Origin of the sequence: Stutzerimonas chloritidismutans, assembly GCF_038562055.1 — a bacterium.
Classification (GTDB): domain Bacteria; phylum Pseudomonadota; class Gammaproteobacteria; order Pseudomonadales; family Pseudomonadaceae; genus Stutzerimonas; species Stutzerimonas chloritidismutans_A.
This window is the reverse complement of the sequence record NZ_JBCFXD010000003.1, coordinates 155,870-182,099: the sequence shown is the minus strand read 5'-3', so window position 1 is coordinate 182,099 and position 26,230 is coordinate 155,870. Positions and strand designations below refer to the sequence as shown.

Here is a 26,230-nt window from a genome sequence, read left to right as displayed (position 1 = left end):
CCTCAATCTACAGCGATGATCACGTGCGAGGCTTTGATCAGGGCCGTACAGGGCTGGCCAACCGTCAACCCTAGCGCCTCGATGCTGTCGTTGGTGACGACCGCACTCAGTGTGCGGTTGCCGGGAAGCTGCAGCTTGACCTCGCAGCTGACCGCGCCCGGCGTGATCCCGCTGACTGTCCCGCTCAGGCGGTTGCGAGCGCTGATCTTCACGTCGGGATCAGGCGACAGCAGGACGAAGCTCGCTTTGACTAGCGCCATGGCGATTTTGCCCGTCGTGAGCTGAAGCTCGTCGATGCTGTCGTTGGTCAGCGTAGCGGTCATGGTCTGCCCTTCACCGATATCCAAGCTGACGCTGCCGTTCACCGCGCCTCTTTCAACCCGCGTGATGCGGCCGCGAAATTGGTTTCGCGCACTGGTTTTCATCGCAATTGCCCGAAGCAGTTTGTCGAAGTCTTCGAATCCGTCGATACCGAGGGCGATCTGCGCCAGGAAGCGTTCGTATTCGTGCTGCATACGCTGCCAGATGTGCAGCATCTCTCGACCGAAATCCGTCAGTTGTGTCCCGCCGCCCTTGGCACCGCCGGCGGTGCGCATTACCAGCGGGCGTTCGGAAAGGTTGTTCATTGCATCCACTGCATCCCATGCCGCCTTGTAGCTGAGCTTGATGGCCTTGGCCGCGCTTGTAATGGACCCGGTTGCCTCGATCTGTTCGAGCAGCTCGATGCGTTTACCGCCGAGATAGCCTTTCTCGCCCCGGTTGAACCAGAGTTGCCCGTCAATGCGCAATGGCTCGAATTGTCTCGGATCGCTCATGTTGGGTTCCGGTGGTGGGGTGACCATTCTGGCAAGCGTTATATAGAGTTGTATATAGCGTTTTGGGGTGGGCGCTTATCCTTGGCAATAACCACCGTTGCTCCCGGCTTGGCGCGGGAGTAGCGTGGCTTCGATTCCATCTGGAGCTCTGTTATGAAAATCGAATGGATTGCCGCCTCAATAGCGCTGCTTTTGGTCGCTGGTCCCGCAGCGGCCGAACAGTGCCCGGCGCTGCTGCAGCATGAACTCCCGAAGCTGAGATCCAAGGAAACCATTGATCTCTGTGAGCAGTTTCAGGGGAAGGCATTGGTTGTGGTTAACACAGCCAGCTTTTGTGGCTTTGCCCCTCAATTCAAAGGGCTAGAGGCGCTGTATCAGCGCTACAAAGATGATGGGCTGATGATTCTTGGGGTGCCGTCCGATGATTTCTTTCAGGAGTCGGACGATGCGGCAGAGACCGCTGAGGTCTGCTATGTCAATTACGGCGTGACCTTCCCAATGACGCAGACACAGCCTGTGCGTGGCGGCGACGCCGTTCCGCTGTTTCGCGAGTTGGCTGAGCAGGCGGGCGGGGCCCCGCGCTGGAACTTCTATAAGTACGTAGTCGATCGCAACGGCAAGGTGGTGGACTATTTCTCGAGCAAAGTCGAGCCGGACGATCCAGAGTTGATCGCTGCGGTGAAAAAGGCGTTGGCAAAGTAGCGGAGGGAGGCCCCGACCGAGCGGTCGGGGCGGGTGCATCAGAAGCGGTAGGTCATGGCAGCGCCGAAACCGTGGGCTCTGTTCTTGTAGCTAGCATCGTAGTTGGCTTCCAGCAGGCCACCTGAATAGGAACGGTCGCGGCTGATTTCTACCTCCTCCTCGCGCAGGTACGAGTAGGCAAGGTCAACGGTTACGTCTTCGGTCGGATTCCATGCCAGGCCCAAGCTGATTGCAGTGCGGTCGCCCGTTGGGATGCGTGGAGAACGATGGGTGTTATTGGTCGGGCTCTGATCAAAAGCCAAACCGGTCCGCAGCGTCCATTCGCTGTTCAGCTTGTACGCTGCGCCGATGGCATATGACCAAGTGTCATGCCAATCCTGCTCCTCGACGATAGGTGCTAGGTTGCCTTGTAGGGGAGCGGGAATACCGTCGTTTTCGATGATGATTGCTTCGAAACGGCTCCAGCGTGTCCACATTGCCCCGCCGTACAACGTCCACTGATCGTTGAGCTCATGTGTAAGCGACACGTCAACCGATTCAGGCGTGTCAAGTTCAAGCGACGCGTCATAGTCGCCCGCTGCACCTGTCAGAGCAAAGCTGCCACCGGAAAGCTCGGTGTCGCCCTCGAGCTTATAAGCGACTTTAGAGTGATAGGTTACGCCTGCGCGGGTTTGCGGTGTGAATTCGTACAAGACCCCGGCGTTGAAGCCCAGCGCAGTGTCAGTACCAGTCACCTTGACCCGACCGTCATTGGAGCCCAGCGGGCCGACGGCGTTGGGAGACTTGCTTTGCAGCTCACCGTCAATACGGTTGATGGTCGGCCCGAAGCCTACCGACAGCTTTTCATTGAAGCGATAGCTAACAGTGGGCTGCACTGTGATCACGCGCACTTCACTGTAATCGCCAAAATAGCGTCCCTGAAAGCCGCTTTCATAATCGGTCACCAGACCGAAAGGCACATAGATGCCAACCCCAACGGCCCATTTTTCGTCGATTGGTTTAACGTAGTAACCCATCGGAACAGCAGTGAATGGGACCATATCCCCGTCGCTACTTCCACCGTAAGGCAAAGTTGCCCCACCTAAGGCTGGGCCAGAAAAAGAGCCGGAACTATCACTTATGTCAGTTTTGGCATGGATCGCCGCCATTCCCAAACTCACCTGCTCGCGCTCGAGGAGCGCCATACCTGCAGGGTTTCCGAAAACGGTGGTGGCGTCATCGGCAGAAGAAGAGCGACCGGCGAATGAGGTGCCCATGCCGCTGATGCTCTGTTCGTTAAGCGCGAAGCCGGCAGCCATGACCTGAGTGGAAAGGGCGCCTACGGCTACTGCAATCGCGGTCTTCAACCATGTTTTATTCATTGTTGTACTCCAGGGGAAAAAGCGGCTCGGACCCTACCAAGCTTCTCTGATTCGTCGCAAACGAAAGAGTGCAATTTTTCGTAAATCGCGACGATCGGCGCCGATAAAAGGTTAAATAGTCGATAAAAGCCAAATGGCTTAAATTGACCGATCAGTCATATTTCGCTGCTTGGGTCAGGCCATGGGTCGTCCAGGATCGGTAATCCACTCGCTCCATGAGCCTGGGTACAGTTTGGCCAGTGGGTAGCCGGCCAGACAGAGGGCAAACAGGTTATGACAGGCCGTTACGCCAGATCCGCAATAAGCCACCACGGTCGCTGCTGGCTGATCGGTCAGTAGTCGATCAAATCGAGAGCGCAGCTGGTCGGGGGAGAGAAAGTGCCCCATGGCGTCAAGATTTTCAGAGAACGGCACGCAGCGAGCGCCAGGAATATGCCCGGCCACGGGGTCGATCGGTTCGTGCTCGCCGAGAAATCGGGGTAAGGCGCGAGCATCAATTAAGGTAAGTCCTGGCTGCCCTAGGCGTTCCGTCAGCTGTAGTGCAGAGATCAGCAGGTCGCCGTCGGGCGTGCCATCGAACTGGCCAGGCTGAGGATCTGCCGATTCTTCGGTTACAGGTCCGCCAACCTCAGACCAGGCTTTGAATCCGCCATCCAGCACATAAACACCGCTGCGTTTGCCTAGCCACGCCAGCAGCCACCATGCCCGCGCGGCGAAGGCGCCAGGGCCGTCGTCATAGAGCACCACCTCGCTGTCGTTGTTCAAGCCTGCAGCGCGAAGGCGCGCGATCAAATGCTCCGGCTGCGGCAACGGATGTCGACCGGTCTGACCACGAACTACTGGGCCTGAGAGATCCTTTTCCAGATCGAGAAAGCGCGCCCCGGGGATATGCGCCTGCTCATAGCTGCGCCTACCTTGATCAGCGTCTTCGAGCGCGAACCGACAATCCAGAATGCACAGGTTTGGCTCCGAGAGTCGTGCGGTCAGTTCGGCGGTGTCGATCAGTTGAGCAAGCGGCATGGCAGGTCTCCGTGCGTATTTTGGAGGGAACGTTATCACGCAGGCCGGCCTGGCCGATCAAAGCGCTGCGAATACGAGGCGCGATATATACTGCGTGCCTTTTCGCCCGCTCGTCGGTCGTAACGCCGAACAACAAGGAGGGCCTAGTGGCCATCGAAACTCAATGGGTGCTGGATGATGCGCAACTGACCCGACTTTGTGCCGAGTGGCGCCAGCTGCCTTATGTAGCGGTGGACACTGAGTTCATGCGGGTCGATACGTTTTACCCGATCGCCGCGCTGCTGCAGGTCGGTGACGGGCGTTGTGCCTATCTGATCGACCCATTGCTGATTACCGATTGGTCTGCGTTCGCGGGTCTGCTGACGGACCCGTCGGTCGTGAAAGTCCTGCATGCCTGCAGCGAGGATCTGGAAGTTCTTTGGCGACTTACCGGTAGCCTGCCGGTGCCGTTGTTCGATACGCAACTTGCCGCCGGCTATCTGAACATTGGATTCTCAATGGGCTACTCGCGGCTGGTGCAGAGCGTACTGAGCATCGAGCTGCCAAAAGGTGAGACCCGTTCCGATTGGCTTCAGCGGCCACTGAGTGAGATGCAGGTGCGCTATGCAGCCGAAGACGCACAGCATCTGGCGGAGTTGTACGAGGCGCTGCTGCCAAAGTTGTCCGACGAGAAACGTGCTTGGGTCATGGCGGACGGTGCGGAGCTGGTCGCCAATCTACAGCGTGAAACCGATCCTGACGAAGCTTACCGTGACGTCAAACAGGCCTGGCGCCTCAAGCCGCGTCAGCTTGCAGTGCTGCGAGTTCTGACGGCCTGGCGTGAGCGGCAGGCGCGAGCACGCAATCAGCCGCGCAATCGGGTGCTGCGTGAGCACAGCCTGTGGCCGCTGGCGCGCACCCAGCCAACCGATCTGGTAAGCCTGGCGCGTATTGATGACATGCACCCGCGCACGGTGCGCCAGGATGGCGAGACTTTGCTCGAGCTGATCCGTACGGCCGCCGCCATGCCCGAGCAGGATTGGCCGGAATCGTTACCTGAGCCACTGCCACTCGATGCATCGGGACTGCTAAAGAAATTACGGGCTGTCGGTCAACGGGAAGCCCAAGTCATGGATATCGCACCGGAACTGATGCTGCGCAAGAAGGTGCTGGAAGCCTTGTTGAAAACCGGATATCCCGACGGTCCTTATGAACTGCCTGATTCGCTGCGTGGTTGGCGTCGCGAACGAATGGGGCAGGCCCTTCTCGAAGTGTTGGAAGAGAAATCATGAAACGCATTTGCTCCATTTATAGAAGCCCGCGTAAGAATGGGATGTACCTGTACTTAGAGCGCAGTGAAGCGCTCGCGCGCGTCCCGGAAGCTCTGCTTGCTGCCTTCGGTCCACCGCAGCTTGCCTTCGATATCGTCCTTACGCCTGAACGCAAGCTGGCGCAGGAAGACATTGCGATGGTGCTCGATAACCTTGAGAAACAAGGCTATCACCTGCAGATGCCGCCACCCGAAGAGGACTATGTCGAGCACTTGCCTGAAGAATTATTACGCAGGAACGACCCGGTATAACCCCTCTTATCACTGACGAGCGACAAGGAACAATGCCAGGGGCGGGCCTATGCTCAAGTGACATCAACCAACCGGAGATGGCACATGAACATTCGCTCTTGGATTATTGGCCCCGTGCTTGCGGGGCTGGTATTTTCGTCCCAGGCTCAACAAGCGCCAGACGTTGATGAGCAAGCCTGGCAGCAACACTGGCAGCAGATGCAGGAGTACCGTCAGGCTTGGGAGGGGGCAAAAACCCCTGATGAGAGGCAGAAGCTTCGTGATCAGCACTGGCAGAGCATGCAGTCCGGGTTTCGAATGATGGATGGCTGCCAGATGGGTGGGCCGGGCGGCGGCATGGGCAAGTCCGGAGGCAAGGGTATGCAGGGCGGGATGAGCGGCGGTCCTATGATGGGCGCGCAGCCTTCCAAGGAAATGCTGGATCTACGCATCGAGCATATGGAACAGATGCTCGAGCAAATGCGCAGTCATCGGAACCTGCTGGATAAAACCTGATGCCTGCCACGGCCGCCCTGGTAGTCATGGGCGGCCTTGCATGTCGTCCGTCCACCGGAAGGCCATCTGCTATTGGCCGGCCGTCTCCTGCCAGCTAGACTCGCACGTTTCCGAGATGGCTATTCATGGCAGCAAAAGTCGAACCCTTCTGGATGCGTAAGACTCTGGCCGAGCTGGATGCGGCCGAGTGGGAGTCGCTGTGCGACGGCTGTGGCCTGTGCTGCCTGCAAAAGCTCGAGGATGAAGAGGATGGCAGCGTCTATTACACCCGGATCGCCTGCAAACTGCTTGATCTGAAAAGTTGTCGATGCACCGACTATTCAAATCGCCGCGCTAGCGTTCCTGACTGTGTCCAGCTGACAGCTGAAGACGCTGCGCAATTCAAATGGTTGCCGCCAACTTGCGGTTATCGCCTCGTAGCTGAAGGCAAGGATCTTCCGCTTTGGCATCATCTGGTGTGTGGTGATCCGGATGCCGTACATGCTGAGCGGATTTCTCAGTCGGGCCGGATGATCGCGGAAGGCTCCGTGGCTGACGATGACTGGGAAAATCACCTGATATTCCGGGCCGGTTGAATCTACTTCAACTCGCGTCGTCATAGCACTGAACCCAATCTGGAGCCGCTCGATGCCCCGCCGTCAGTTACCGCTGCTTGCCGTTCTGTTGCTTTCATTCGTTGCGCCACTTCAAGCGGCCAAACGGGTCGATCTGGACTACACCGTGAGGTTCGTTCCCGAACAGGATGCGGCAGAAGTGGAGGTTCTCCTCGAGGATGGCAGCGCCGTTAAGTCCCTTGATCTGAATCTCGGCGGTGAAGGTGCGTACAGCGATTTCCAAACCGATGGCGAAAGCAGCTGGGAGCAGCAGGGTGGTCGCGGTGTCTGGCGACCCGCAGCTGGCAAAGCGCGGCTGAATTACCGTGTCAAGATCAGTCATCAGCGCAAAAGCGGCCGCTTCGATGCGCGAATGACCGACGACTGGGCATTGCTGCGCGGAGATGATCTGGTGCCTGCCGGTCGCCTTGATCAGCAGGATGGCGTCAGACTGGTTTCTCGACTGCAGTTCGAGCTGCCGGCAGGTTGGAAAAGCGTAGAGACTGGCTGGCCTCGTATCGGCAAGAATCGCTTCCGCATCGACAATCCCGAGCGCCTTTTTGATCGTCCGACCGGCTGGGTTCTTGCCGGCAAGCTTGGCAGCCGCCGTGCCCGACTGGGCGAGACTGATGTGTCGGTGTCAGGTCCAGTGGGCGAGGGGCTGCGCAGGATGGATATCCTCACTTTGCTGACGTTCGTCTGGCCTGAAATGCAGAATGTATTCCCGCGCGATCCCGGAAAACTATTGGTTGCCGGCGCCGGTGACCCGATGTGGCGGGGCGGATTGTCTGGCCCCAACTCGCTGTTCATGCACGCCGACCGGCCGTTGGTCAGTGAGAATGGCACCAGTTCGCTGGTGCATGAGCTGGTTCATGTGTTCAGCCGAATCTCCGATGCCGACCGCAGTGACTGGATCAGTGAGGGGCTGGCCGAGTACTACGCAATCGAACTGATGCGCCGCGCCGGCGGCATGAGCGAGGACCGCTACCAGGCGGTCAGGGACCACCTGACCAAATGGAGTCGCAAAGTCGACAGTCTGCGTACCGAGCGATCCAGTGGTCCGGTCACAGCCAGAGCTGTGCTGTTGCTACAGGAGCTTGACCGGGAAATCCGCCAGCGCAGCAAGGGCCGCCACTCGCTGGATGACGTTGCGCGGGGCTTGATGCGCCTGGATCGGGTAAACACCGAAGACTTCATCAATATTACTGAAACCATGTTGGGTGGTGGCTCGAAGGTTCTGGACACTCGGTTGTTGCGTTAAGGTCATCCATGCAGCACAGGCGGTGACCTGGGGACGAATTCATTCGGGTAAGGATCTTTGATGAATCTGATTGATCTTCGCAGCGATACGGTCACGCAGCCCACCTCGGGGATGCGCGAGGCCATGCTGGGTGCCGTCACCGGCGATGATGTGTATGGCGAGGATCCCACGGTACGCCAGCTGGAACAGAGGCTGGCGGCGCAGCTCGGATTGCAGGCTGGGTTGTTTGTCCCCAGCGGGACCATGAGCAATCTATTGGCGCTGATGGCGCATTGCGAGCGGGGCGACGAATACATCGCCGGACAGTTGGCCCATGCTTACAAGTACGAGGCGGGCGGCGCCGCGGTGCTTGGCTCGATCCAGCCGCAGCCTGTCGAGATGGAACCGGATGGTTCGTTGGATCTGGCGCGTGTCGCGGCTGCGATCAAGCCGGATGACTTCCATTTCGCCCGCACGCGATTGCTAGCTCTAGAAAACACAATGCATGGCAAAGTCCTGCCGCTCGCCTACCTGGCAGAGGCCAGAGCTTTTACGCATGAACGTGGACTTGCTCTTCATCTGGATGGCGCTCGACTGTTCAATGCGGTGGTGAAGTTGGGTTGCACGGCTGAAGACATCGGCCGCCATTTCGATTCGGTGTCGGTGTGTTTGTCCAAGGGGTTGGGTGCACCTGTCGGTTCTGTACTTTGCGGTGAGGAAGCCTTTATCGCCAAGGCAAGGCGGTTGCGCAAAATGGTCGGCGGAGGCATGCGTCAGGCCGGCGTGCTGGCAGCGGCAGGACTTTACGCGCTGGATCATCAGGTGCAGCGCCTCACCAAGGATCACCAGCGAGCGCAAGACATCGCGAAAGGCTTGGTCGCGCTGGGCTATAGCGTCGAGCCGGTCCAGACCAACATGGTTTACGTCGATTTGGGCGATCGTGCGGCGTCGCTCAAAGCGTTTTGCTTGGCGCGCGGGATCGTCCTCACGGCGGCGCCTCGGTTGCGGCTGGTCACACACATGGATGTATTGTCCGAGCATGTCGAGCCTATTCTCGAAACCTTCGCCGCCTTCCTCAAGGCATAGGTTCTAATCGCTGTCGAATAGCTTGATTCAATCTTATTTATCCTCTATGCGCGGGGCAAAGGGCCGATATAATGCGGCCCTTTGCCGGCTATCCGTATGGTTAGCTGTGAACCGGCTCCCGGTGCCGCCTCGCCGCGTCGTTTTGCAGCCGTTCGGCCGCAGTCCTCTGGAAGAGATCTATGAAAAGCGCAGAAATCCGTGAAGCCTTCCTCCGCTTCTTCGAAGAGAAGGGCCACACCCGTGTGGCCTCCAGTTCGTTGATTCCCGCGAACGATCCGACCTTGTTGTTCACCAATGCCGGCATGAATCAGTTCAAGGACTGCTTCCTCGGGCTGGAAAAACGCGCCTACACCCGCGCCGCCACCAGCCAGAAGTGCGTGCGCGCCGGCGGTAAGCACAACGATCTGGAGAACGTCGGCTACACCGCGCGCCATCACACCTTCTTCGAAATGCTCGGCAACTTCAGTTTTGGCGATTATTTCAAGCGCGATGCGATCAACTATGCTTGGGAGTTTCTGACCTCTGACAAGTGGCTGAACCTGCCCAAAGAAAAGCTCTGGGTCACCGTCTACGCCAGCGACGACGAAGCCTATGACATCTGGACGAAGGAAGTGGGCGTCCCGGCCGAGCGCATGGTCCGTATCGGTGACAATAAGGGGGCACCGTACGCCTCCGACAATTTCTGGGCCATGGGCGACACTGGCCCATGCGGTCCCTGTACCGAGATTTTCTTCGACCACGGCGACCACATCTGGGGCGGCCCGCCGGGTTCGCCAGAAGAAGACGGCGACCGTTACATCGAGATCTGGAACAACGTATTCATGCAGTTCAATCGCACCGCCGATGGTGTGATGCATCCGCTGCCGGCTCCGAGTGTCGATACCGGCATGGGGCTTGAGCGCATCAGTGCTGTGCTGCAGCACGTCAATTCGAACTACGAGATCGACCTTTTTCAGAGTCTTTTGAACGCCGCTGCTCAGGCTATTGGCTGCAGCAACGAGGGTCAGGCTTCGCTCAAGGTTGTGGCCGATCACATTCGTTCCTGCGGCTTCCTCATCGCCGACGGCGTGACGCCTTCCAATGAAGGTCGCGGCTACGTGCTTCGCCGTATCGTTCGTCGTGCCTGTCGCCATGGCAACAAGCTCGGCGCCAAGGGCAGCTTCTTTTACAAGCTCGTCGCTGCGTTGGCTGCGGAAATGGGCGATGCCTTTTCAGAATTGAGAACTCTGCAGGCGCACATCGAGCGCGTGCTGAAGACTGAGGAAGAGCAGTTTGCCAAAACCCTTGAGCAGGGCCTGAAAATTCTCGAGCAGGATCTGGCTGACCTTCAGGGCTCCGTGATACCTGGCGATGTGATCTTCAAGCTGTATGACACCTACGGCTTTCCGGTCGACCTGACCGGCGACATTGCGCGTGAGCGCGAGTTGACGCTCGACGAAGAAGGGTTCGAGCGTGAAATGGAGGCGCAGCGTGATCGGGCGCGTTCGGCCAGTGCCTTCGGCATGGACTACAACAGTCTGGTCAAGGTCGAGGGTGAAACGCGCTTCACGGGCTATATGGGTACCTCCGGCAGCGGCAAGGTATTGGCGTTGTTCAAGGAGGGCATTGCAGTACAGAGCCTGTCGGCAGGCGAAGAGGGTGTGGTCGTTCTCGACGAGACGCCGTTTTACGCCGAATCCGGCGGACAGGCCGGCGATTGCGGATACCTTTCGGCGGAAGGCCTGCGCTTCGATGTGCGCGACACCAGTAAGGCCGGTGGTGCGTTCCTGCATCATGGCATCCTGGACAGCGGCACCCTGCAGGTGGGGGCAACCGTGGATGCGACGGTCGATGCTTCAGTGCGCCAGTCCACCGCGCTGAACCACTCTGCGACGCACCTCTTGCACGCAGCACTGCGCCAGATGCTTGGTGAGCACGTGAGTCAGAAAGGCTCGCTGGTCGACAGTCAGCGACTACGCTTTGACTTCAGCCATTTTGAGGCAATCAAGCCCGAACAGCTGAAGGCGCTCGAAGACAAGGTCAACGCCGAGATCCGTAACAACTCGGCAGTTGAGACTGAGGAAACCGACATCGAAACGGCGAAGAGCAAGGGCGCGATGGCCCTGTTCGGCGAAAAGTACGGCGATCAGGTTCGCGTATTGACCATGGGGGGCGGTTTCTCTGTCGAGCTGTGCGGCGGGACTCATGTCAAACGGACCGGCGACATAGGTTTGTTCAAAATCGTCAGTGAAAGCGGTGTGGCTGCAGGCGTTCGGCGCATCGAAGCGGTCACTGGCGAGCAGGCGCTGGCCTATCTGAACCGGGCCGAGGAGCAGTTGAAAGAGGTTGCCGGCTTGGTAAAAGGCAGCCGTGACAATTTGCTAGACAAGCTGGGCGCAATGCTCGAACGCAACCGCCAGCTGGAAAAGGAATTGGAACAGCTCAAGGCCAAAGCGGCCAGTGCTACTGGTAATGATCTGGCCAGCGCCGCCGTGAACGTTAAAGGCGTGAAAACCTTGGCCGCGCGCATCGATGGCTTGGACGGCAAGGCGCTCCTGGCCTTGGTGGACCAATTGAAAAACAAGCTCGGCAGTGGCGTCATTCTGCTCGGCGGCGTACAGGATGAAAAAATTGTGCTTGTGGCTGGCGTTACTCAGGATCTCACCGGCCGTTTGAAGGCTGGCGAACTGATGAAGCAGGCTGCTGCGGTTGTTGGCGGCAAAGGCGGCGGTCGTCCGGATATGGCACAAGGCGGTGGGAGCGATGTGAGTCGACTCGACGAAGCATTAGCCATCGCCGAGGAGTTCGTCGCGCACGGCTTGTAAGCAGGGGAGTGCCAGGTTCGCCTGGCCGCAAGGGGCTGTTGGTTCGGTGCCTGCGTCGAATCTGAGCCTGGTCGGGCCGATGTCGTTAGCACTACGTGATGCTGGCTGGAATGATTAACAAGCGCCCTTGACGGGCTTAGGCGGCGATGAGATGGCTTTGATCGTACAAAAGTTTGGAGGTACCTCGGTAGGCTCCGTTGAGCGCATCGAGCAAGTGGCGGCGAAGGTAAAAAAATTTCGCGATAAGGGCGACGATATTGTCGTGGTGGTCTCGGCCATGAGTGGCGAGACGAATCGGCTCATTGATCTGGCTAAGCAGATCAGCGAGCAACCTGTGGCCCGCGAGCTGGACGTGATGGTCTCTACAGGGGAGCAGGTGACTATTGCTCTGCTGGCGATGGCGCTAATCAAGATCGGTGTGCCTGCCGTGTCATATACAGGCAGCCAGGTCCGTATTCTGACCGACAGCGCCCATACCAAGGCGCGCATCCTCCAGATCGATTCGCAACAGATTCAGAAAGAGCTCAAGGCCGGGCGTGTCGTCGTCGTGGCCGGTTTCCAGGGCGTGGACGAAAGCGGCAACATCACCACCCTTGGCCGTGGCGGCTCAGATACCACCGGCGTAGCGCTGGCCGCTGCGCTGAAGGCTGACGAGTGCCAGATATATACCGACGTCGATGGGGTTTACACGACTGACCCGCGTGTTGTTGCCAAGGCTCAGCGTCTGGACAAGATCACGTTTGAAGAGATGCTCGAGATGGCGAGTCTCGGTTCCAAGGTCTTGCAGATCCGTGCCGTGGAGTTTGCCGGTAAGTACAGCGTACCGTTGCGTGTGTTGCACAGTTTTCAAGAGGGTCCAGGAACCCTCATTACCCTTGATGAAGAGGAATCCATGGAACAGCCCATCATTTCCGGCATCGCCTTCAACCGTGACGAAGCCAAGCTGACTATTCGTGGCGTGCCGGATACCCCGGGGGTGGCCTTCAAGATTCTCGGGCCGATCAGCGCAGCGAATGTCGAGGTCGACATGATCGTGCAGAACGTCGCGCACGATAACACCACGGATTTCACCTTCACTGTTCACCGCAATGACTATCACAACGCGCTGCAAGTGTTGGAAGGCATTGCTCGCGATATGGGCGCTCGCGAAGTCATAGGCGATACCGAGATTGCCAAGGTGTCGATTGTCGGCGTAGGCATGCGCTCTCATGCTGGCGTGGCCAGCCGCATGTTTGAAGCGCTGGCGAAGGAAAACATCAACATACAGATGATCTCTACTTCTGAGATCAAGGTGTCGGTTGTGATCGAGGAAAAGTACCTTGAGCTGGCGGTGCGGGCGCTGCATACCGCGTTCGAGCTGGATGCGCCTGCGGGCAAGGGAGAATGACGCACTAAGTGCGACTGATTCGAGCCTTCCGTCGATTTCGCCGGGGCTGAAGGAACTTTAGAGTCGTTGTTACTGGTCAATAGCTGGTGAAAGGCTCTAGGTCGATGTTTCACGGAACATTATCCGTCTTTATCTTTGCAGACTGTTTACTGAATTGAATCCGTTTTAAGGAGAAAGGAATGCTGATTCTGACTCGCCGGGTCGGAGAGACCCTGATGGTGGGTGACGATGTGACTGTCACTGTGCTGGGTGTCAAAGGAAATCAAGTGCGCATTGGAGTGAATGCACCCAAAGAGGTAGCGGTGCATCGCGAGGAGATTTATCAACGGATCCAGAAAGAAAAAGATCAAGAACCAAGCCATTAATATTTATGTGATTTTTGGCTTTGCAAGCGGGGCGAAGATGGGTATCATGCGCCCCGTGTTGCGGAGAGGTGGCCGAGTGGCCGAAGGCGCTCCCCTGCTAAGGGAGTACATCTCAAAAGGGTGTCGGGGGTTCGAATCCCCCCCTCTCCGCCATTTTGCATAGTTTGGTTGTGGGTCAGTTTTGCGGTGCGGTTTGATGGTAAACATTGAGCTAAAAGAGCTTGACCGGCAGATTCACAAACTTATAATGCGCACCCTCAAGTGCACTCATAGCTCAGCTGGATAGAGTACTCGGCTACGAACCGAGCGGTCGGAGGTTCGAATCCTCCTGAGTGCACCATATTTAGAGAACCACAGCAGTGTGGTTCTTTGTTGTAGCCCAGCGGTGATCTGGTTTATCAATCGCTTATGCACTCATAGCTCAGCTGGATAGAGTACTCGGCTACGAACCGAGCGGTCGGAGGTTCGAATCCTCCTGAGTGCACCAAAAACGAAAGGGCCTGCAGCGATGCAGGCCCTTTTTTATTTACGGTTTCAGCGCTTGCCTCTGACGCAGCCGCTTTCGTCGAAAGTGACGGTCCTCGTCCTGCCCTTATGCTTGCTGTAGCGGTACAGAACTTGGCCATTGCGACTGGTCACCGTGTCAGGTGTGCCGAAGGTGCTTTCTATATCGGTGCGGGTCATGCCGGGAAGAATCTGCTGTTTGATCAAGGCGTCTCGCCTAGCGCTCCCGGTTATGCGGTTTCCGCATCCATCATCCTGTGCGCCAACAACGGTAATGCCTTGAGTCGGCTCCTCCTTTTGTGTCTTGCGCTGTTTCTTGGGTTTGGCCAGGGGTACGGCCTTGCCGGAACTGGGTGTCGGATTGACCGCTTCTTGAATCTGAGAGGCGTGATCGATCGGACAACCCTGTCGAGTAAAGGTGATGTTGCCTGCGGAATCACTGCAGCGATAGATGCTCGTAGCCGATGCAGGGGCAGAAGAAAGGAGCAGGGCACAGCAGCTGCTTGCGATGAGTTTGTTCATTAGGGTCGTCCTCCTTGACGATGGGTCGAATCAGCCTAGCCAAATACAGCCTCTCTCGCAGCGGTGCCTTTCCGCGATGTGAATGCGTCCACATTGATAGCGCGATCCTTCGGCAGCGAAGCGCAAGCGATTGTATTGCCTGTATTTCGCGGTCGTGCATCACGGTTGCGGTGGTATTATTGCGCTGTCCGCCCGTTTGGGCTTCTGGATCCGCCTCATGGATTTGCCCAGTAGTCGTATCAAACCCTCGCTTGCCAATCACGTTTTGAATGATTGATCCCCTGGCGCGCTCCAACCGCTGGGGGTGGAGTGCGCCATGACTGAAGTTGAAGTAAAAAAGCCGCAGGAAAGTCTCCAGGATCGTCTGGCGCAGGTCGTCGAGTTGCTCCACCGGCACAGGATCGTCGAGGATCTTGCGCATCGTCAGAGTCAGGAAGGGCAGCATCAGGATCTTCTCGATAATCTGGTGCATCGCCAGAACCTCGTCGAACTGCAGCGCAAGCTGGATGCGCTCCACCCCGCTGACATTGCTCACATCCTCGAAGCCTTGCCCCTTGATGACCGTCTGACGGTCTGGCAACTGGTCAAGTCCGATCGCGATGGCGACATTCTGCTCGAGGTTTCCGACGCGGTCCGCGAGACGTTGATCGCAGACATGGACGATCACGAGCTCCTCGCTGCGGCCAAGGAAATGGACGCCGACGAACTGGCGGACCTAGCGGCCGAGCTGCCCCGAGACGTCGTTCACGAGCTAATGGAAACGCTTGATGCGCAACAGCGTGAGCGTGTCCGCTCGGCCTTGTCGTACGAGGAGGATCAGGTTGGTGCTCTGATGGACTTCGAGATGGTCACGATCCGCGAGGACGTAAGCCTTGAAGTAGTGCTGCGCTACTTGCGGCGGTTGAAGGAGCTGCCTGGCCATACTGACAAGTTATTCGTAGTCGATTACGACGGCGTGCTCAAGGGCGTTCTACCCATCAAGCGATTGCTGGTTAATGATCCGGAGCGGCATGTGGCCGAGGTGATGGCCAGTGATCCAGTGACATTCCATCCGGATGAGGATGCGTATGAGGCGGCCCAGGCTTTCGAGCGTTACGACTTGGTTTCGACACCCGTAGTAGACAAAAGCGGCAAGCTTATCGGGCGCCTGACCATTGACGAGATGGTTGACCTGATCCGTGAGGAGAGCGAAAGCGAAGTGCTCAACATGGCGGGTCTGCGTGAAGAAGAAGATATCTTCGCTTCCGTCTGGAAGTCGCTGCGTAACCGTTGGGCCTGGCTGGCAGTTAATCTCGTTACGGCCTTTGTTGCTTCACGCGTGATCGGGCTATTCGATGGCTCGATTGAGAAACTGGTTGCTTTGGCTGCGCTGATGCCAATAGTCGCAGGCATAGGCGGTAATTCAGGTAATCAGACAATCACCATGATTGTTCGGGCAATGGCCCTGGATCAAATGGGTACCGGCAACAGCGCCCGCTTGCTGCGCAAGGAAGCGGGTGTCGGGATGCTGAATGGCTTGATATGGGGTGGAGTGATCGGCGTCGTGGTCTACTGGCTGTACGGAAGCTGGTCACTGGGCGTGGTCATGACCGCTGCGATGACGCTCAATCTTCTACTGGCGGCCTTGATGGGCGTGCTGATTCCGGTGACTTTAGCGCGAATGGGGCGAGACCCGGCGCTGGGCGCCAGTGTCATGATCACAGCCGTAACTGACAGTGGTGGTTTCTTTATATTTCTCGGGCTCGCAACGATATTTCTTCTCTGACCGTCCCCTCCTGCGGCGACTTGGCGTTTGCCTTGCGCCGGTTGTTCGGGCTACTGTTCTGAGGTTTCGCACTAGCGAAGTCTCTAACTCGAAGCGAATAACAGGCGGCTCGAGCCGCTGATAGAAAGGGAATCCCGATGACCCCCAGCGAACTCCTCCTTGAAGGCGTCGAACTTATGCTGTTCGGCTTAGGTTCCGTTTTTGTCTTCCTCGTTTTGTTGATTGCCTGCATTCGCCTGATGTCTGCTGTGATCGCCCGCTTCGACAGTGCGCCCACCGCCCAGTTGGCTTCCAGCAAACCCGCTGCGGCTGAAGTGGATGCCGATGTCATTACGGCAATCCAGACCGCTATCCATCAGCACCGCGCTCGTCGTGGTTGATTCAGAACAGGGAGTTCCCCTCATGACATCTGTCAAACAACCGCTCGGCATTACCGATGTGGTGCTTCGTGATGCGCATCAATCTATCCTGGCCACCCGTGTCCGTCTTGAAGACATGCTGCCAATTGCTGGCAAGCTCGATCAGGTTGGCTTTTGGTCTGTCGAGTCCTGGGGTGGGGCGACCTTCGATGCGTGCATTCGCTATCTTGGTGAAGATCCCTGGGAGCGGATCCGTGAGCTGAAAAAAGCCATGCCCAAGACCCGGCAGCAAATGCTGCTGCGTGGTCAGAATCTGCTGGGCTATCGACATTACGCTGATGACGTGGTCGAGAAGTTTGTCGAGCGCGCGGCGATTAATGGTGTTGACGTGTTTCGCGTGTTCGATGCGATGAACGATCCGCGAAACCTGGAAACCGCTCTGCGAGCGGTGAAGCTGCAGGGTAAGCACGCACAGGGCACTATTTCCTACACGACCAGCCCGGTGCATACCCTGGAAATGTGGGTCGAGCTGGCCAAGCAGATCGAGGACATGGGCGCCGACTCGGTGGCAATCAAAGACATGGCCGGCATTCTTACGCCATATATGGCCTACGAGCTGGTCTCGCGGTTGAAGGCAAGTCTATCTATTCCGATCCATATGCAGTGTCACGCCACGGCGGGCCTGTCTACGGCGGCTATTCTAAAGGCTGTCGAGGCAGGCATCGATAACGTCGATACGGCCATTTCCTCGCTCTCGATGACCTATGGGCATTCGCCAACCGAGTCGGTGGTGGCAATTTTTCAGGGCACCGAGCGTGACACCGGGCTTGATCTGCTGCTGCTGGAAGAGATCGCGGCCTACTTCCGGGAGGTGCGCAAGAAGTACGCAAAGTTTGAAGGCACGCTCAAGGGTGTCGACTCGCGCATTCTCGTGGCGCAGGTGCCAGGCGGCATGCTGACCAACATGGAAGGCCAATTAAAGGAGCAGGGAGCTCTCGACAAATTTGATGAGGTGCTCGCTGAGATTCCGCGTGTCCGAGAAGATCTCGGATTCATTCCGCTGGTAACGCCGACTTCTCAGATTGTCGGTACCCAGGCAGTCATCAACGTGCTCACCGGTGAGCGTTTCAAGTCCATCACCAAGGAAACCGCAGGCATCCTCAAAGGCGAATACGGCGCCGCACCAGCCCCTTTCAATGCCGAGCTGCAGCAGCGCGTTCTTGATGGTAGTGAAGTGATCACCTGCCGCCCTGCTGATCTTCTGCAGCCCGAAATGGAAAAGCTGACGGCGGAGCTGAAAGGACTGGCCCATGAGAAAGGCATCAAGCTTGCTTCGAACGAGATCGATGATGTCCTCACTTATGCATTGTTTCCTCAGATAGGCCTCAAGTTCCTTGAAAACCGGGGCATCGCCTCTGCTTTCGAGCCGGTGCCAACTGGCAGGGAACAGGCGCCGCGCGCAGCAGGCGTGCCTGAAACCTATACCGTCGAAGTTAACGGTAAGTCGTTCGTCGTCCAGGTCAACGAGGGTGGCGATATTGAGGGGATCAAGCCAGTTGGAGGTGGGGCAGGCGTATCACCAACAGTTGCAGGCGCACCGGTCTCCGGTACAGGCGAGCCTCAGCCGGCTCCGTTGGCTGGCAACATCTTCAAGGTCCTCGTGCAGCCCGGTCAGCTGGTTCAGGAGGGGGACCTAGTGATAATCCTCGAAGCCATGAAGATGGAGACTGAAATACGTGCGTTCAAAGCCGGCACCGTCTCAGGTGTGAACGTCAAGGTCGGCGACGCGGTGTCCGTGGGCGACAGCCTGCTGACCATCGCTTAAGGAGCACTGCATGGATAAGTTGCTCAAGCTTTGGCACAGCACAGGTCTTTACCACATTGAGCCTGGTCAGCTGCTGATGATCGTGGTGTGCCTGGGACTGATCTATCTGGCCATTCGCAAAGGGTTCGAGCCCTTGCTGCTGATCCCGATCGGATTTGGAGGGGTGCTGGCTAATATTCCCGTCGCCAACATGGCCGAGGGGGCAGGGATCCTCCATCTTTTCTACGAAGTCGGTTTGCCGACCAGTGTGTTCCCGCTGTTGATCTTTATGGGCGTCGGTGCCATGACCGATTTCGGACCAATGCTGGCGAATCCGAAGACGCTGCTGCTCGGCGCGGCGGCGCAATTCGGTATTTTTGCCACCTTGCTTGGTGCGTTGTCACTGGCCGCAATGGGGATTCCAGGCATGGAGTTCACGCTGCGGGAGGCTGCTTCGATTGCAATCATCGGCGGTGCGGACGGCCCGACCTCGATCTTCGTAACGGCAAAGCTCGCGCCGCATCTGCTGGGACCGATTGCTGTCGCGGCCTACTCTTACATGGCGCTGGTTCCGTTGATTCAGCCGCCTATCATGCGCGCCCTGACGACGAAGGAGGAACGTGCCATTGTCATGACGCAGCTGCGCCATGTCGGTCAGACAGAAAAGATAGTCTTCCCGCTCATGCTCGCTCTTATGGTTGGTTTGCTATTGCCGGATGCCGCGCCGCTGGTGGGCATGTTCGCCTTTGGTAACCTGTTGCGCGAGTGCGGGGTCGTGGATCGTCTGGCCGACACTTCACGTAATGCGCTGATCAACATCGTGACCATCGCGCTGGGGCTAACCGTCGGCTCCAAGCTGTCCGCTGAAGCCTTCCTGCAGATGAAGACCCTCGGGATCCTGCTGCTTGGTATGGTCGCCTTCTGTGGCGGTACGGCGGCGGGTGTGCTGATGGCGAAGGTCATGAACATCTTCAGCACAAACAAGATCAATCCGCTGATTGGGTCGGCCGGTGTGTCGGCGGTGCCAATGGCAGCGCGAGTGTCAAATAAGGTGGGGCTAGAGGCGAACCCGCAGAACTTCTTGCTCATGCATGCCATGGGACCGAACGTAGCGGGGGTTATTGGCTCGGCGGTCGCTGCGGGAATTCTGCTCAGCTTTGTTGGCTAGCACTTCGGTTGATGTATAGCTGTGGGCAGGACGAAAGCTGGATGCCTGTGCTGAAAGCGCAGGCATCTTGTGTCTTCAGGGCCAGTACAAGCCCACAGTATCGCCTAATAGGGTAGTGGGTTTTACCAAATGAAATTGCCCTGACTGCTGTCAGGGCAATTTATGCTGCTCGTCAGTACTGAGCGGATCAGTTTTCTTCTTTTGCAGCTTCGGCATCCTGCGCTATGAGTGCAATCAAAGCGTTTTGCTGGCGGTGGGCCAGCTGACGAAAACGCTGTAGTAACTCGCGCTCATGTAGCGTCAGCTCTGGGCTGTCTAGGCGTATTGCCGAGTCGTCGTCAAGCGCACCTTCCTGGAGAAGGCTTTGCTCTAGCCGGGCAATGATCTCCGAATTCATGCTGCGATGATGGTTCCGCGCAACCTCTGCAATACGCTCTCGCATTCCGTCTGGAAGGCGAACCACGAATTTGTCAGCCGTGCGGCTGGAGTAAACTGCCTGCTTCATTGGGCGCATATTAAACCGGATAGTCAGGTGGGCGATGGTGGCTTATTGCCGTTCTAGTCACCGGTCTGACACCAAACAGCACATGCTGTTCCACGACCTGCGAAAAAGTTGCTGGACAACTTAATGGCGCCAATTATACGACGGGCAAAAAAGTAGTAAAGCCGTTTGTGCTGGCTAATGGCCTTTATGTGATCCAGTGCTTTTTCCGCCTCCGTAATCCATCGCTAGCGCAGCACTGGATCGAACTTGATGCGCCGACCTAAAAGTAGCGTAATAGCAAACAGCACTGCGAATACCACCGAACCGGCCGTGACAAGCGTATCCCATAAGTCCGGAAGGGTAGACCCGATACTAAGCGCACCGCACAGCACGCCGAGCACCAAGAATAGATATCCATAAATCGACACTTTTATTCTCCTTAAAGCCGCGTGCAGCAATCTACGTTTAAAAGACCCAGCGTTGTGTTTGAGCAGGTTTGCTCAGCGCGTTGCTGCTGATGGTGCTTGCAGGCACCGAAAGCCTTGGAGTGGTCGCTTGGGAGGTTGTCGACAGCGTTTGTATAGGGCCGGTTACTGGGATGTTCTCTAGCAGTGGGATCGCGGCAGCGGCCAAGACGGCAGTGCTGAGTAGGTAGGCTGGACGTAGCATTGGCGTCTCCTTCGCTTAACTTTCAGGTAATTAAGCATCTCCCGTGCCAATGCTTTTTGGAAATAAAACCGTTGTAAATCAAGGATATACGAATGGTTGCCAAAGGTGCTTGATGCGCTTTGCAAGATTGTTTGATTCAAGGCCATGCAAATTGCAAGGTGTGTGATGCTGGCTCGGCTCGCCATTGGATGTAGTTGTCTGATGCGCCTGGACAGCATGACAAATGCGCCAATGCTCGCTAACATGCTGCCGCCCATGTGTCCCAGTAGCTCAATTGGATAGAGCATCCCCCTCCTAAGGGGAAGGTTGTGAGTTCGAACCTCGCCTGGGACGCCAAATATCAGAACAGTTTGTCCGCCGCAGCTCTGGGGCAATTTCTGCTGCCTTTGCTTTGTTTCCCCCCGCTGCTTTTAGCCGTTTGAGTTGCGATATTCCCGCTTCCGCATTCCAAGCTATGCCCGGATGCGCATCTCTGTCGCTGAGTGGGAATCATATGGAAACTGCGCACCTAAGGATTCGTTACAGCAGCGAATTAATATGTTGCTGACAAGCATCGGGCGCCGCGAGATAGCTCCCGTCTCAGGCTCAGCCGATGGGTTCGTTCTCTGTTTCAGCGGCTGGTCTGGTGGCGATGCAGGTTCATGGCGGACGGCTCAGCCCTTCTTGGCTGGCTTTGTTGTCAGAGACACATGTCCAGGCAGTGGCTTGTCCCGGTCGCAGCCTTTGCGGCCGCGAGGTGGTTTGACGGGGCCGTCTGCGTCTGAGGTTGCCAAGCGGATTTGAGTCGCTACGGAGTTGACCCGTAGGAGGGTTGACCTACTCGAAGTGCATCGGCGTTTTGTGTGCTCGGAGAGCCTTACCGTTAGGTTTATCCTAAGGCTGTAGGCTCAGCTGTATCAGCTAAATCGGTCGGTGATTTGGTCGCGCCGGGCTTCGCGCTGAAGTTGATAGACGAATCGTTCGACCTGCCGTTGCGTAAGGCCGCTGATGCGGTAAAAGCGCATTCCGCAGAATGTCAGATCAAGTTTCTCGTCAAACACTACATGCCTTAGCTCAGCTGCAGTTGTCACAACGCCAAAAGGTAGCTCCAAACGGAGCTGATCATATACCTGCCCTGACTGGAGGTTTGATTGCAGATTGCCTGGAAAGCTCAGCTTGCAACCCGTTGCTGACATGTCCAGCACCTTGCCGGCAAGATACTTCTTGATCATCTTGCCGCTCAGTTCGGCAGCGATGCTCTGCCCGCTCAACGTGGCGCGATAGGCGTTCCGCCGCTGGTGGTAGAGAATTTCATCAGGGAGGGGGACCCAATAGCAGCGCGCATCGTCCAGTTCGCCGATATGTGCTGGGTGTGGATTGTTCCAGGCAATCCGCACGCCTTCATAAAAACCTTCAATTTGGAAAGCTTCTCCTGACCCCATCAGCCGCTCGCCATCACTGGGTATCAGCTCGTCTAACGCCAGCCAGCCCTTTTCGCGATTTATCTCAATCAGGTAAGTCTGGTACCGCTGGGTGCGCTCGGCAAAGCGAAGCTGCAGCGGGATATGGTTGTCCAGCAGGGGGCGTAAATTCGCCTGAACTTCGACTGGAGTCTTGAGTATCTGAGGAGGCTGAGGGCCTTCACCCTCAGCGAAAGGACTAGACACTTGGCGTTGCTCTCCGGCATAAAATGACGTCAGCCGCATGATAGCACTATGATGTTATTGTGCTGCGGATGGTTCAGGCCTGGCTGAGCGGACGATGATGAGTGCTTTTGGCTGCGGTTCCGCGGCGATCGTATAGGTCCGGGGTCTTGGTGGTGCCCTGCAAGACCTGCAGCATGGTGCCTATTGCGCTCTGGTTGGCGCGGATAAGTTTGCCGTTGCGTTCATTGGCCTTGCGGCAGTCGTCGAGAATGCCCTCCAGCTGTTCCGCCTGGATCAGGATCTCATCGCCTATTGCCGAGCCTGCCGCAAGCTTCGCCAAGCCGTTCCGGTCGGAGCTTAGCTGCGCCTTAGCCAGTGCCTGGCTGCGTAGGGTGCCGTGTTGGCCCAGAAGTGCTAACAGTGCCTGCTTTTGAGTCAGCAGCTGCTCCAGTTCCGCGAGATTGCGCTCTGCAAGCGCCAGGTATTCTGCATCGGTGAGCTCGAGGAGTGTTCGGGCGGTGCCGATATCGTCACTCAGCTGCTGAAGCAATTCGGAATCTAGCATAGTGGCCTCTGTTGCACTCAAGCCTGCTCGCATTGGTGCCCGGCTCAGCGCTGACTTTCGAACGACAGCAGCTTCGATGCTACTCGCTGGCTGTCGACTTGATAGCTGCCATCGGCGATCGCTTGTTTGATCTGAGCGACACGCTCCTGATCAACGGCGGGCTGCTGACTCAGCTTTTCGGTTGTCTGCTGAAGACGCTGGGCTTCGGGGCTAAGCTGAACGCTTTCTCCCGATACCGAGCTGTTACCCGCGGTCTTCACTTCGTCAGCAGGAGCCTGCTGCGCCGTTGGTCGCTCTGTGTTCTGGACGCTGTTGCTCCGCCCATTGCTTGAAGAATTGACGGCGCTGTTAGGCCGGTTGAAATCGATAACCATGATCGAAACCTCGAATAAGTCAGGACGCTTGCCTGCTTTTCGGCAAATCCTCATGAAACTTTAGTCTTTTTTCATGCCAAGAGCTGACGCCTCAGCGCCCGTCTTCACATCGCCACTTCCACCTGTCCTGCGCCAGTGACACGGGCTTTGATAGTTCGTCCGGATCGTTGGTTTTTGACTCGGATCTGGCTGCCAAGTGCGCCGTCGGAAAGGGCTTCGCCTGGCATTCTTACATTTATCGTAGAGTTTTTCGCGCTGATTACCACTTGGTCACCCTTTCGAACTACTTCAGCCGCGGATAAGTAAGTGGGCGGCAATACCTGATCGGGCAGGGCGCTGCGGGTGATTTTATTGCCCAGCACTTGATCGAAAGATGTCAGATAGCCTTGGGTCAACAAGCCGACGTCGCGCTCGGCAAGGGTGACGTCAGCGAGCTCTACGACGCTTTCACGCGCCAGGGGCCTTCTGGCTACGATTACTTCGCGGAACAAGTGCACCTGAGCAGGGACGAAAACGGACCAGGGTGACGTGCCTTCGCAGCTAACCCGCACGGTGCCGCGACCAACGGGTTGTGCCGGGCTTTCGAGTCTGGTCGTCAATTCTTGATCGCAGGCTGCCAGGCGCAGGCGCGGGTCAAGCCTGTTCAGTTCAATTTCATGACGCGCCTCGATTTGGCTACGCTGTAAATAGTCAGTGACTTCATGCTCAAGAAAAGCGCGGGTCGCGTCGATAAGCTGTTCAGGACGCGTGAAGCTCGCTGAAACGGCCAGCTGGCTCAGCAGGCACAGGGTTGCCAATGGAGCCAATATGCAAAGCGCCTTGCATGGATGCCGGAAAAAAGTCGTCTGTCTGTTCATGGCTTGCTCGAAGCAAGGGGCGTGCCGTTTGCCGGTCATTTAGGAATGGCTCGGGCAGGCAATACGGGGAATCAGAAACTTCGTTGTCAAAGCAAGGCACTGCGCGCCAGATTGTCTGAGCTACAGATGTCTGCCTACCCATCTCACACGCAAGAGGAAACTGGCATGGCCGGTGTATTGGATTCGGTTAACCAGCGTACCCAGCTGGTGGGGCAGAACCGTTTGGAGCTGCTGTTGTTCAGGCTGGACGACAAGCAGCTCTATGGTATCAACGTATTCAAGGTCAAGGAGGTGCTGCAGTGCCCACGGCTTACGGTCATGCCTCGGTCGAGCCCCGTTGTAAGAGGGGTGGCGAACATTCGGGGAAGTACGCTTTCAATCCTTGATCTATCCGCTGCCACCGGAAAGCCGGCATTACAGGACTTGCCAAACAGCTTTGCCATCATCGTTGAATACAACACGAAGGTGCTCGGTTTCCTGGTCCGCTCGGTAGAGCGGATAGTCAACATGAATTGGGAAGATATCCTTCCCCCACCTAAGGGTGTTGGGCACGATCATTATTTGACGGCAGTGACCCATGTTGACCAGCAAATGGTCGAGATTATCGATGTTGAAAAAGTGCTTGCCGAAGTGGCACCAGTGTCAGAGGTGCTCTCAGTTAGCATTGCAGATGAGGCGACCAGCAATAAAGCGTCAACCAGTCGAGTGTTAATTGTCGACGACTCGTCTGTCGCGCGAAAGCAGATCATGCGTTGTCTACAGAATCTTGGGATCGAAGTTGTTGCGCACAACGACGGAAGGCAGGCGCTTACGTATCTGCGAAAGTTGGTAGCGGATGGCAAAAAACCGTCTGAAGAGTTCGTCATGATGATCTCAGATATCGAAATGCCAGAGATGGATGGCTATACACTCACGACCGAAGTGCGTCAGGATCCTGCGATGCGCGACATGCACATTCTCCTGCATACTTCGCTTTCCGGGGTGTTCAACCAGAGCATGGTCAAGCGTGTCGGTGCGGACGATTTTCTCGCCAAGTTTCAGGCGGATGATCTGGCCAATCGGGTCATAGAGCGGATCCGGACAACGGATAAGAAATGAGGCCTCGTCCTCTCAATTCGACTGGTGGGCAGTATTAGTGTCTGTTGATCCCGATTTCGATCAGTTTCGTGTCTTTCTCGAGAAGACCTGCGGCATCCTGCTGGGTAGCAACAAGCAGTACCTGGTGTCGAGCCGGTTAAACAAGCTGATGGAGCAGCAGGGCCTCAAGAGCCTCGGTGATTTGGTCAGGAAGATCCAGGCTCAGCCGCGGAGCGGTCTGCGCGAGCAGGTTGTGGATGCGATGACGACCAATGAAACGCTTTGGTTTCGAGATACCTATCCGTTCGAGGTGCTGCGGAGCCGGGTTCTGCCTGAGCTTTTGAAAGGCTCACCGGGTCAGCGCTTGCGTATCTGGTCTGCAGCCTGTTCGTCGGGGCAGGAGCCTTACTCACTGTCGATGACCATCGATGAGTACGAACGCAGCAGCCCTAGCCAGCCGAAAACGGCCGTACAGATAGTGGCCACTGAATTGTCAGGGGCCATGCTTGCGGCCTCCAAAGCGGCTGAGTACGACAGTCTCGCCATTGCTCGAGGGTTGTCCAGCGAGCGTCTGCAGCGTTATTTCGATGTGAAAGGTCCGGGCCGTTGGGTAGTCAAACCAGCAGTCCGCAGCCGCGTCGAATTTCGTGTGCAAAACCTGCTCGACAGCTATGCGGTGCTCGGCAAGTTCGACGTTGTGTTCTGCCGCAACGTCCTTATCTATTTCTCCGCCGATGTTAAGAAAGACATCCTCAAGCGGATTCACGCAACGCTGAAGCCAGGCGGATACCTGTTTCTGGGAGCATCTGAAGCGCTGAACGGCCTTCCCGAGCTGTATCAGATGGTCCAGTGCAGTCCGGGCATTATCTATAAAGCCAAGTAACCCTAACCTTTGCCAGGCTAGCGGCAGGAATCTGTCGCTTCGGACTGGCTAAGCGGCAAAAGCATGGTCACGCTTTGCCGCTTTTGACGCGCAATCCGATCCCCTCTTAAAAAAATCCTTATGGATCAGTGATTTAAAAAAATGG

Annotated in this window: 26 protein-coding genes and 4 tRNA genes; 20 read left to right on the top strand and 10 right to left on the bottom strand. The window is 56.9% G+C overall.

Translation table 11 applies throughout. The features are described 5' to 3' along the window. Positions 1-2: 2 nt before the first annotated feature. Entirely contained in the window at positions 3-815 is an 813-nt protein-coding gene (locus AAGW23_RS07445) for a TOBE domain-containing protein (RefSeq protein WP_342405827.1), read from the bottom strand. 153 nt (positions 816-968) lie between these two features. On the opposite strand from AAGW23_RS07445, the gene AAGW23_RS07440 reads away from it, so the two are divergent. Then, positions 969-1,517, top strand: a complete 549-nt coding sequence (locus tag AAGW23_RS07440) for a glutathione peroxidase (protein ID WP_342405825.1) — start codon at positions 969-971, stop codon at positions 1,515-1,517. A gap of 38 nt (positions 1,518-1,555) precedes the next feature. Here the strand turns inward: AAGW23_RS07440 and AAGW23_RS07435 are convergent, their stop codons facing one another. After that, on the bottom strand, positions 1,556-2,878 hold the full coding sequence (locus AAGW23_RS07435; protein WP_342405824.1) for an OmpP1/FadL family transporter: 1,323 nt from the start codon (positions 2,876-2,878) through the stop codon (positions 1,556-1,558). 174 nt (positions 2,879-3,052) lie between these two features. Further along, the gene (locus AAGW23_RS07430; protein ID WP_342405823.1) at positions 3,053-3,898 is read right to left on the bottom strand and encodes a sulfurtransferase; all 846 of its coding nucleotides are present in this window, start codon (positions 3,896-3,898) and stop codon (positions 3,053-3,055) included. 146 nt (positions 3,899-4,044) lie between these two features. Between AAGW23_RS07430 and rnd the strand changes: the two genes are divergently transcribed. The 12 genes from rnd (at position 4,045) to AAGW23_RS07370 (ending at position 13,916) form a co-directional block, all read left to right on the top strand. Beyond that, positions 4,045-5,169 (top strand): ribonuclease D, encoded by a 1,125-nt coding sequence (gene rnd, locus AAGW23_RS07425; protein WP_342405821.1) that lies wholly within the window; start codon positions 4,045-4,047, stop codon positions 5,167-5,169. After that, a complete protein-coding gene (locus AAGW23_RS07420) occupies positions 5,166-5,459 on the top strand; it encodes a YcgL domain-containing protein (RefSeq protein WP_342405820.1) in 294 nt (97 codons plus the stop codon). Before rnd ends, AAGW23_RS07420 begins: the two co-directional genes overlap by 4 nt. 84 nt (positions 5,460-5,543) lie before the next feature. Beyond that, on the top strand, positions 5,544-5,954 hold the full coding sequence (locus AAGW23_RS07415) for a hypothetical protein (RefSeq protein WP_342405819.1): 411 nt from the start codon (positions 5,544-5,546) through the stop codon (positions 5,952-5,954). 125 nt (positions 5,955-6,079) lie between these two features. After that, positions 6,080-6,529 (top strand): YcgN family cysteine cluster protein, encoded by a 450-nt coding sequence (locus tag AAGW23_RS07410; protein WP_342405818.1) that lies wholly within the window; start codon positions 6,080-6,082, stop codon positions 6,527-6,529. 52 nt (positions 6,530-6,581) lie between these two features. Beyond that, positions 6,582-7,808, top strand: coding sequence for a hypothetical protein (locus tag AAGW23_RS07405; protein WP_342405816.1), 1,227 nt, complete (start codon positions 6,582-6,584; stop codon positions 7,806-7,808). A 60-nt stretch (positions 7,809-7,868) separates the two neighbouring features. Next, complete coding sequence (gene ltaE, locus AAGW23_RS07400; protein WP_342405814.1) at positions 7,869-8,873, top strand: low-specificity L-threonine aldolase; 1,005 nt, start codon at positions 7,869-7,871, stop codon at positions 8,871-8,873. A 179-nt stretch (positions 8,874-9,052) separates the two neighbouring features. Continuing rightward, positions 9,053-11,677, top strand: coding sequence for an alanine--tRNA ligase (alaS, locus tag AAGW23_RS07395; RefSeq protein WP_342405813.1), 2,625 nt, complete (start codon positions 9,053-9,055; stop codon positions 11,675-11,677). Positions 11,678-11,828: 151 nt separating this feature from the next. After that, positions 11,829-13,064 (top strand): aspartate kinase, encoded by a 1,236-nt coding sequence (locus tag AAGW23_RS07390; RefSeq protein WP_342405812.1) that lies wholly within the window; start codon positions 11,829-11,831, stop codon positions 13,062-13,064. 179 nt (positions 13,065-13,243) lie between these two features. Continuing rightward, positions 13,244-13,429 carry a carbon storage regulator CsrA gene (gene csrA, locus AAGW23_RS07385; protein ID WP_003283978.1) on the top strand — a complete coding sequence of 62 codons (186 nt, stop codon included), beginning with the start codon at positions 13,244-13,246 and terminating at the stop codon, positions 13,427-13,429. A gap of 62 nt (positions 13,430-13,491) precedes the next feature. Beyond that, positions 13,492-13,582: transfer RNA gene (locus AAGW23_RS07380), tRNA-Ser, on the top strand. A 110-nt stretch (positions 13,583-13,692) separates the two neighbouring features. Beyond that, positions 13,693-13,769: transfer RNA gene (locus AAGW23_RS07375), tRNA-Arg, on the top strand. A 70-nt stretch (positions 13,770-13,839) separates the two neighbouring features. Further along, positions 13,840-13,916 (top strand) — tRNA-Arg (locus AAGW23_RS07370). A 47-nt stretch (positions 13,917-13,963) separates the two neighbouring features. On the opposite strand, the gene AAGW23_RS07365 is transcribed toward AAGW23_RS07370, so the two are convergent. Then, positions 13,964-14,455 (bottom strand): DUF4124 domain-containing protein, encoded by a 492-nt coding sequence (locus tag AAGW23_RS07365; protein ID WP_342405801.1) that lies wholly within the window; start codon positions 14,453-14,455, stop codon positions 13,964-13,966. A gap of 316 nt (positions 14,456-14,771) precedes the next feature. On the opposite strand from AAGW23_RS07365, the gene mgtE reads away from it, so the two are divergent. The 4 genes from mgtE to AAGW23_RS07345 all read left to right on the top strand — a co-directional run bounded on the left by mgtE (position 14,772) and on the right by AAGW23_RS07345 (position 19,551). After that, positions 14,772-16,220 (top strand): magnesium transporter, encoded by a 1,449-nt coding sequence (mgtE, locus tag AAGW23_RS07360; protein WP_342405800.1) that lies wholly within the window; start codon positions 14,772-14,774, stop codon positions 16,218-16,220. 137 nt (positions 16,221-16,357) lie between these two features. After that, a complete protein-coding gene (locus tag AAGW23_RS07355) occupies positions 16,358-16,600 on the top strand; it encodes an OadG family protein (RefSeq protein ID WP_342405799.1) in 243 nt (80 codons plus the stop codon). A 22-nt stretch (positions 16,601-16,622) separates the two neighbouring features. After that, positions 16,623-18,404, top strand: coding sequence for a sodium-extruding oxaloacetate decarboxylase subunit alpha (gene oadA, locus AAGW23_RS07350; protein ID WP_342405798.1), 1,782 nt, complete (start codon positions 16,623-16,625; stop codon positions 18,402-18,404). Between the two features lie 10 nt (positions 18,405-18,414). Then, positions 18,415-19,551 carry a sodium ion-translocating decarboxylase subunit beta gene (locus AAGW23_RS07345; protein ID WP_342405797.1) on the top strand — a complete coding sequence of 379 codons (1,137 nt, stop codon included), beginning with the start codon at positions 18,415-18,417 and terminating at the stop codon, positions 19,549-19,551. A 187-nt stretch (positions 19,552-19,738) separates the two neighbouring features. On the opposite strand, the gene AAGW23_RS07340 is transcribed toward AAGW23_RS07345, so the two are convergent. Together AAGW23_RS07340 and AAGW23_RS07335 are read right to left on the bottom strand one after the other, a co-directional pair. Continuing rightward, positions 19,739-20,065 (bottom strand): Arc family DNA-binding protein, encoded by a 327-nt coding sequence (locus AAGW23_RS07340; protein ID WP_342405796.1) that lies wholly within the window; start codon positions 20,063-20,065, stop codon positions 19,739-19,741. 215 nt (positions 20,066-20,280) lie between these two features. Continuing rightward, positions 20,281-20,463, bottom strand: a complete 183-nt coding sequence (locus tag AAGW23_RS07335) for a PA3371 family protein (protein WP_342405795.1) — start codon at positions 20,461-20,463, stop codon at positions 20,281-20,283. 500 nt (positions 20,464-20,963) lie between these two features. Here AAGW23_RS07335 and AAGW23_RS07330 point away from each other — a divergent pair. Then, positions 20,964-21,040: transfer RNA gene (locus tag AAGW23_RS07330), tRNA-Arg, on the top strand. Between the two features lie 560 nt (positions 21,041-21,600). Here the strand turns inward: AAGW23_RS07330 and AAGW23_RS07325 are convergent. The 4 genes from AAGW23_RS07325 to flgA all read right to left on the bottom strand — a co-directional run bounded on the left by AAGW23_RS07325 (position 21,601) and on the right by flgA (position 24,125). Continuing rightward, a complete protein-coding gene (locus AAGW23_RS07325) occupies positions 21,601-22,350 on the bottom strand; it encodes a flagellar brake protein (RefSeq protein WP_342405955.1) in 750 nt (249 codons plus the stop codon). Positions 22,351-22,423: 73 nt separating this feature from the next. Then, entirely contained in the window at positions 22,424-22,894 is a 471-nt protein-coding gene (locus AAGW23_RS07320) for a flagellar protein FlgN (protein ID WP_342405794.1), read from the bottom strand. Positions 22,895-22,938: 44 nt separating this feature from the next. Beyond that, positions 22,939-23,268, bottom strand: coding sequence for a flagellar biosynthesis anti-sigma factor FlgM (gene flgM, locus AAGW23_RS07315; RefSeq protein ID WP_342405793.1), 330 nt, complete (start codon positions 23,266-23,268; stop codon positions 22,939-22,941). A gap of 104 nt (positions 23,269-23,372) precedes the next feature. Beyond that, on the bottom strand, positions 23,373-24,125 hold the full coding sequence (gene flgA / locus AAGW23_RS07310; protein WP_342405792.1) for a flagellar basal body P-ring formation chaperone FlgA: 753 nt from the start codon (positions 24,123-24,125) through the stop codon (positions 23,373-23,375). A 165-nt stretch (positions 24,126-24,290) separates the two neighbouring features. Between flgA and AAGW23_RS07305 the strand changes: the two genes are divergently transcribed. Both AAGW23_RS07305 and cheR read left to right on the top strand, forming a co-directional pair. Next, on the top strand, positions 24,291-25,223 hold the full coding sequence (locus AAGW23_RS07305; protein ID WP_342405790.1) for a chemotaxis protein CheV: 933 nt from the start codon (positions 24,291-24,293) through the stop codon (positions 25,221-25,223). A gap of 37 nt (positions 25,224-25,260) precedes the next feature. Then, positions 25,261-26,085, top strand: a complete 825-nt coding sequence (gene cheR / locus AAGW23_RS07300) for a protein-glutamate O-methyltransferase CheR (protein ID WP_342405789.1) — start codon at positions 25,261-25,263, stop codon at positions 26,083-26,085. Positions 26,086-26,230: the final 145 nt, after the last annotated feature.

What these genes read in the sequence shown, in the direction of transcription:
- AAGW23_RS07445 (WP_342405827.1), bottom strand. Translation starts at nt 815, where the DNA reads ATGAGCGATCCGAGACAATTCGAGCCATTGCGCATTGACGGGCAACTC.
- AAGW23_RS07440 (WP_342405825.1), top strand. Translation starts at nt 969, where the DNA reads ATGAAAATCGAATGGATTGCCGCCTCAATAGCGCTGCTTTTGGTCGCT.
- AAGW23_RS07435 (WP_342405824.1), bottom strand. Translation starts at nt 2,878, where the DNA reads ATGAATAAAACATGGTTGAAGACCGCGATTGCAGTAGCCGTAGGCGCC.
- AAGW23_RS07430 (WP_342405823.1), bottom strand. Translation starts at nt 3,898, where the DNA reads ATGCCGCTTGCTCAACTGATCGACACCGCCGAACTGACCGCACGACTC.
- AAGW23_RS07420 (WP_342405820.1), top strand. Translation starts at nt 5,166, where the DNA reads ATGAAACGCATTTGCTCCATTTATAGAAGCCCGCGTAAGAATGGGATG.
- AAGW23_RS07415 (WP_342405819.1), top strand. Translation starts at nt 5,544, where the DNA reads ATGAACATTCGCTCTTGGATTATTGGCCCCGTGCTTGCGGGGCTGGTA.
- AAGW23_RS07410 (WP_342405818.1), top strand. Translation starts at nt 6,080, where the DNA reads ATGGCAGCAAAAGTCGAACCCTTCTGGATGCGTAAGACTCTGGCCGAG.
- AAGW23_RS07405 (WP_342405816.1), top strand. Translation starts at nt 6,582, where the DNA reads ATGCCCCGCCGTCAGTTACCGCTGCTTGCCGTTCTGTTGCTTTCATTC.
- ltaE (WP_342405814.1), top strand. Translation starts at nt 7,869, where the DNA reads ATGAATCTGATTGATCTTCGCAGCGATACGGTCACGCAGCCCACCTCG.
- alaS (WP_342405813.1), top strand. Translation starts at nt 9,053, where the DNA reads ATGAAAAGCGCAGAAATCCGTGAAGCCTTCCTCCGCTTCTTCGAAGAG.
- AAGW23_RS07390 (WP_342405812.1), top strand. Translation starts at nt 11,829, where the DNA reads ATGGCTTTGATCGTACAAAAGTTTGGAGGTACCTCGGTAGGCTCCGTT.
- csrA (WP_003283978.1), top strand. Translation starts at nt 13,244, where the DNA reads ATGCTGATTCTGACTCGCCGGGTCGGAGAGACCCTGATGGTGGGTGAC.
- AAGW23_RS07365 (WP_342405801.1), bottom strand. Translation starts at nt 14,455, where the DNA reads ATGAACAAACTCATCGCAAGCAGCTGCTGTGCCCTGCTCCTTTCTTCT.
- mgtE (WP_342405800.1), top strand. Translation starts at nt 14,772, where the DNA reads ATGACTGAAGTTGAAGTAAAAAAGCCGCAGGAAAGTCTCCAGGATCGT.
- AAGW23_RS07355 (WP_342405799.1), top strand. Translation starts at nt 16,358, where the DNA reads ATGACCCCCAGCGAACTCCTCCTTGAAGGCGTCGAACTTATGCTGTTC.
- oadA (WP_342405798.1), top strand. Translation starts at nt 16,623, where the DNA reads ATGACATCTGTCAAACAACCGCTCGGCATTACCGATGTGGTGCTTCGT.
- AAGW23_RS07345 (WP_342405797.1), top strand. Translation starts at nt 18,415, where the DNA reads ATGGATAAGTTGCTCAAGCTTTGGCACAGCACAGGTCTTTACCACATT.
- AAGW23_RS07340 (WP_342405796.1), bottom strand. Translation starts at nt 20,065, where the DNA reads ATGCGCCCAATGAAGCAGGCAGTTTACTCCAGCCGCACGGCTGACAAA.
- AAGW23_RS07320 (WP_342405794.1), bottom strand. Translation starts at nt 22,894, where the DNA reads ATGCTAGATTCCGAATTGCTTCAGCAGCTGAGTGACGATATCGGCACC.
- flgM (WP_342405793.1), bottom strand. Translation starts at nt 23,268, where the DNA reads ATGGTTATCGATTTCAACCGGCCTAACAGCGCCGTCAATTCTTCAAGC.
- flgA (WP_342405792.1), bottom strand. Translation starts at nt 24,125, where the DNA reads ATGAACAGACAGACGACTTTTTTCCGGCATCCATGCAAGGCGCTTTGC.
- AAGW23_RS07305 (WP_342405790.1), top strand. Translation starts at nt 24,291, where the DNA reads ATGGCCGGTGTATTGGATTCGGTTAACCAGCGTACCCAGCTGGTGGGG.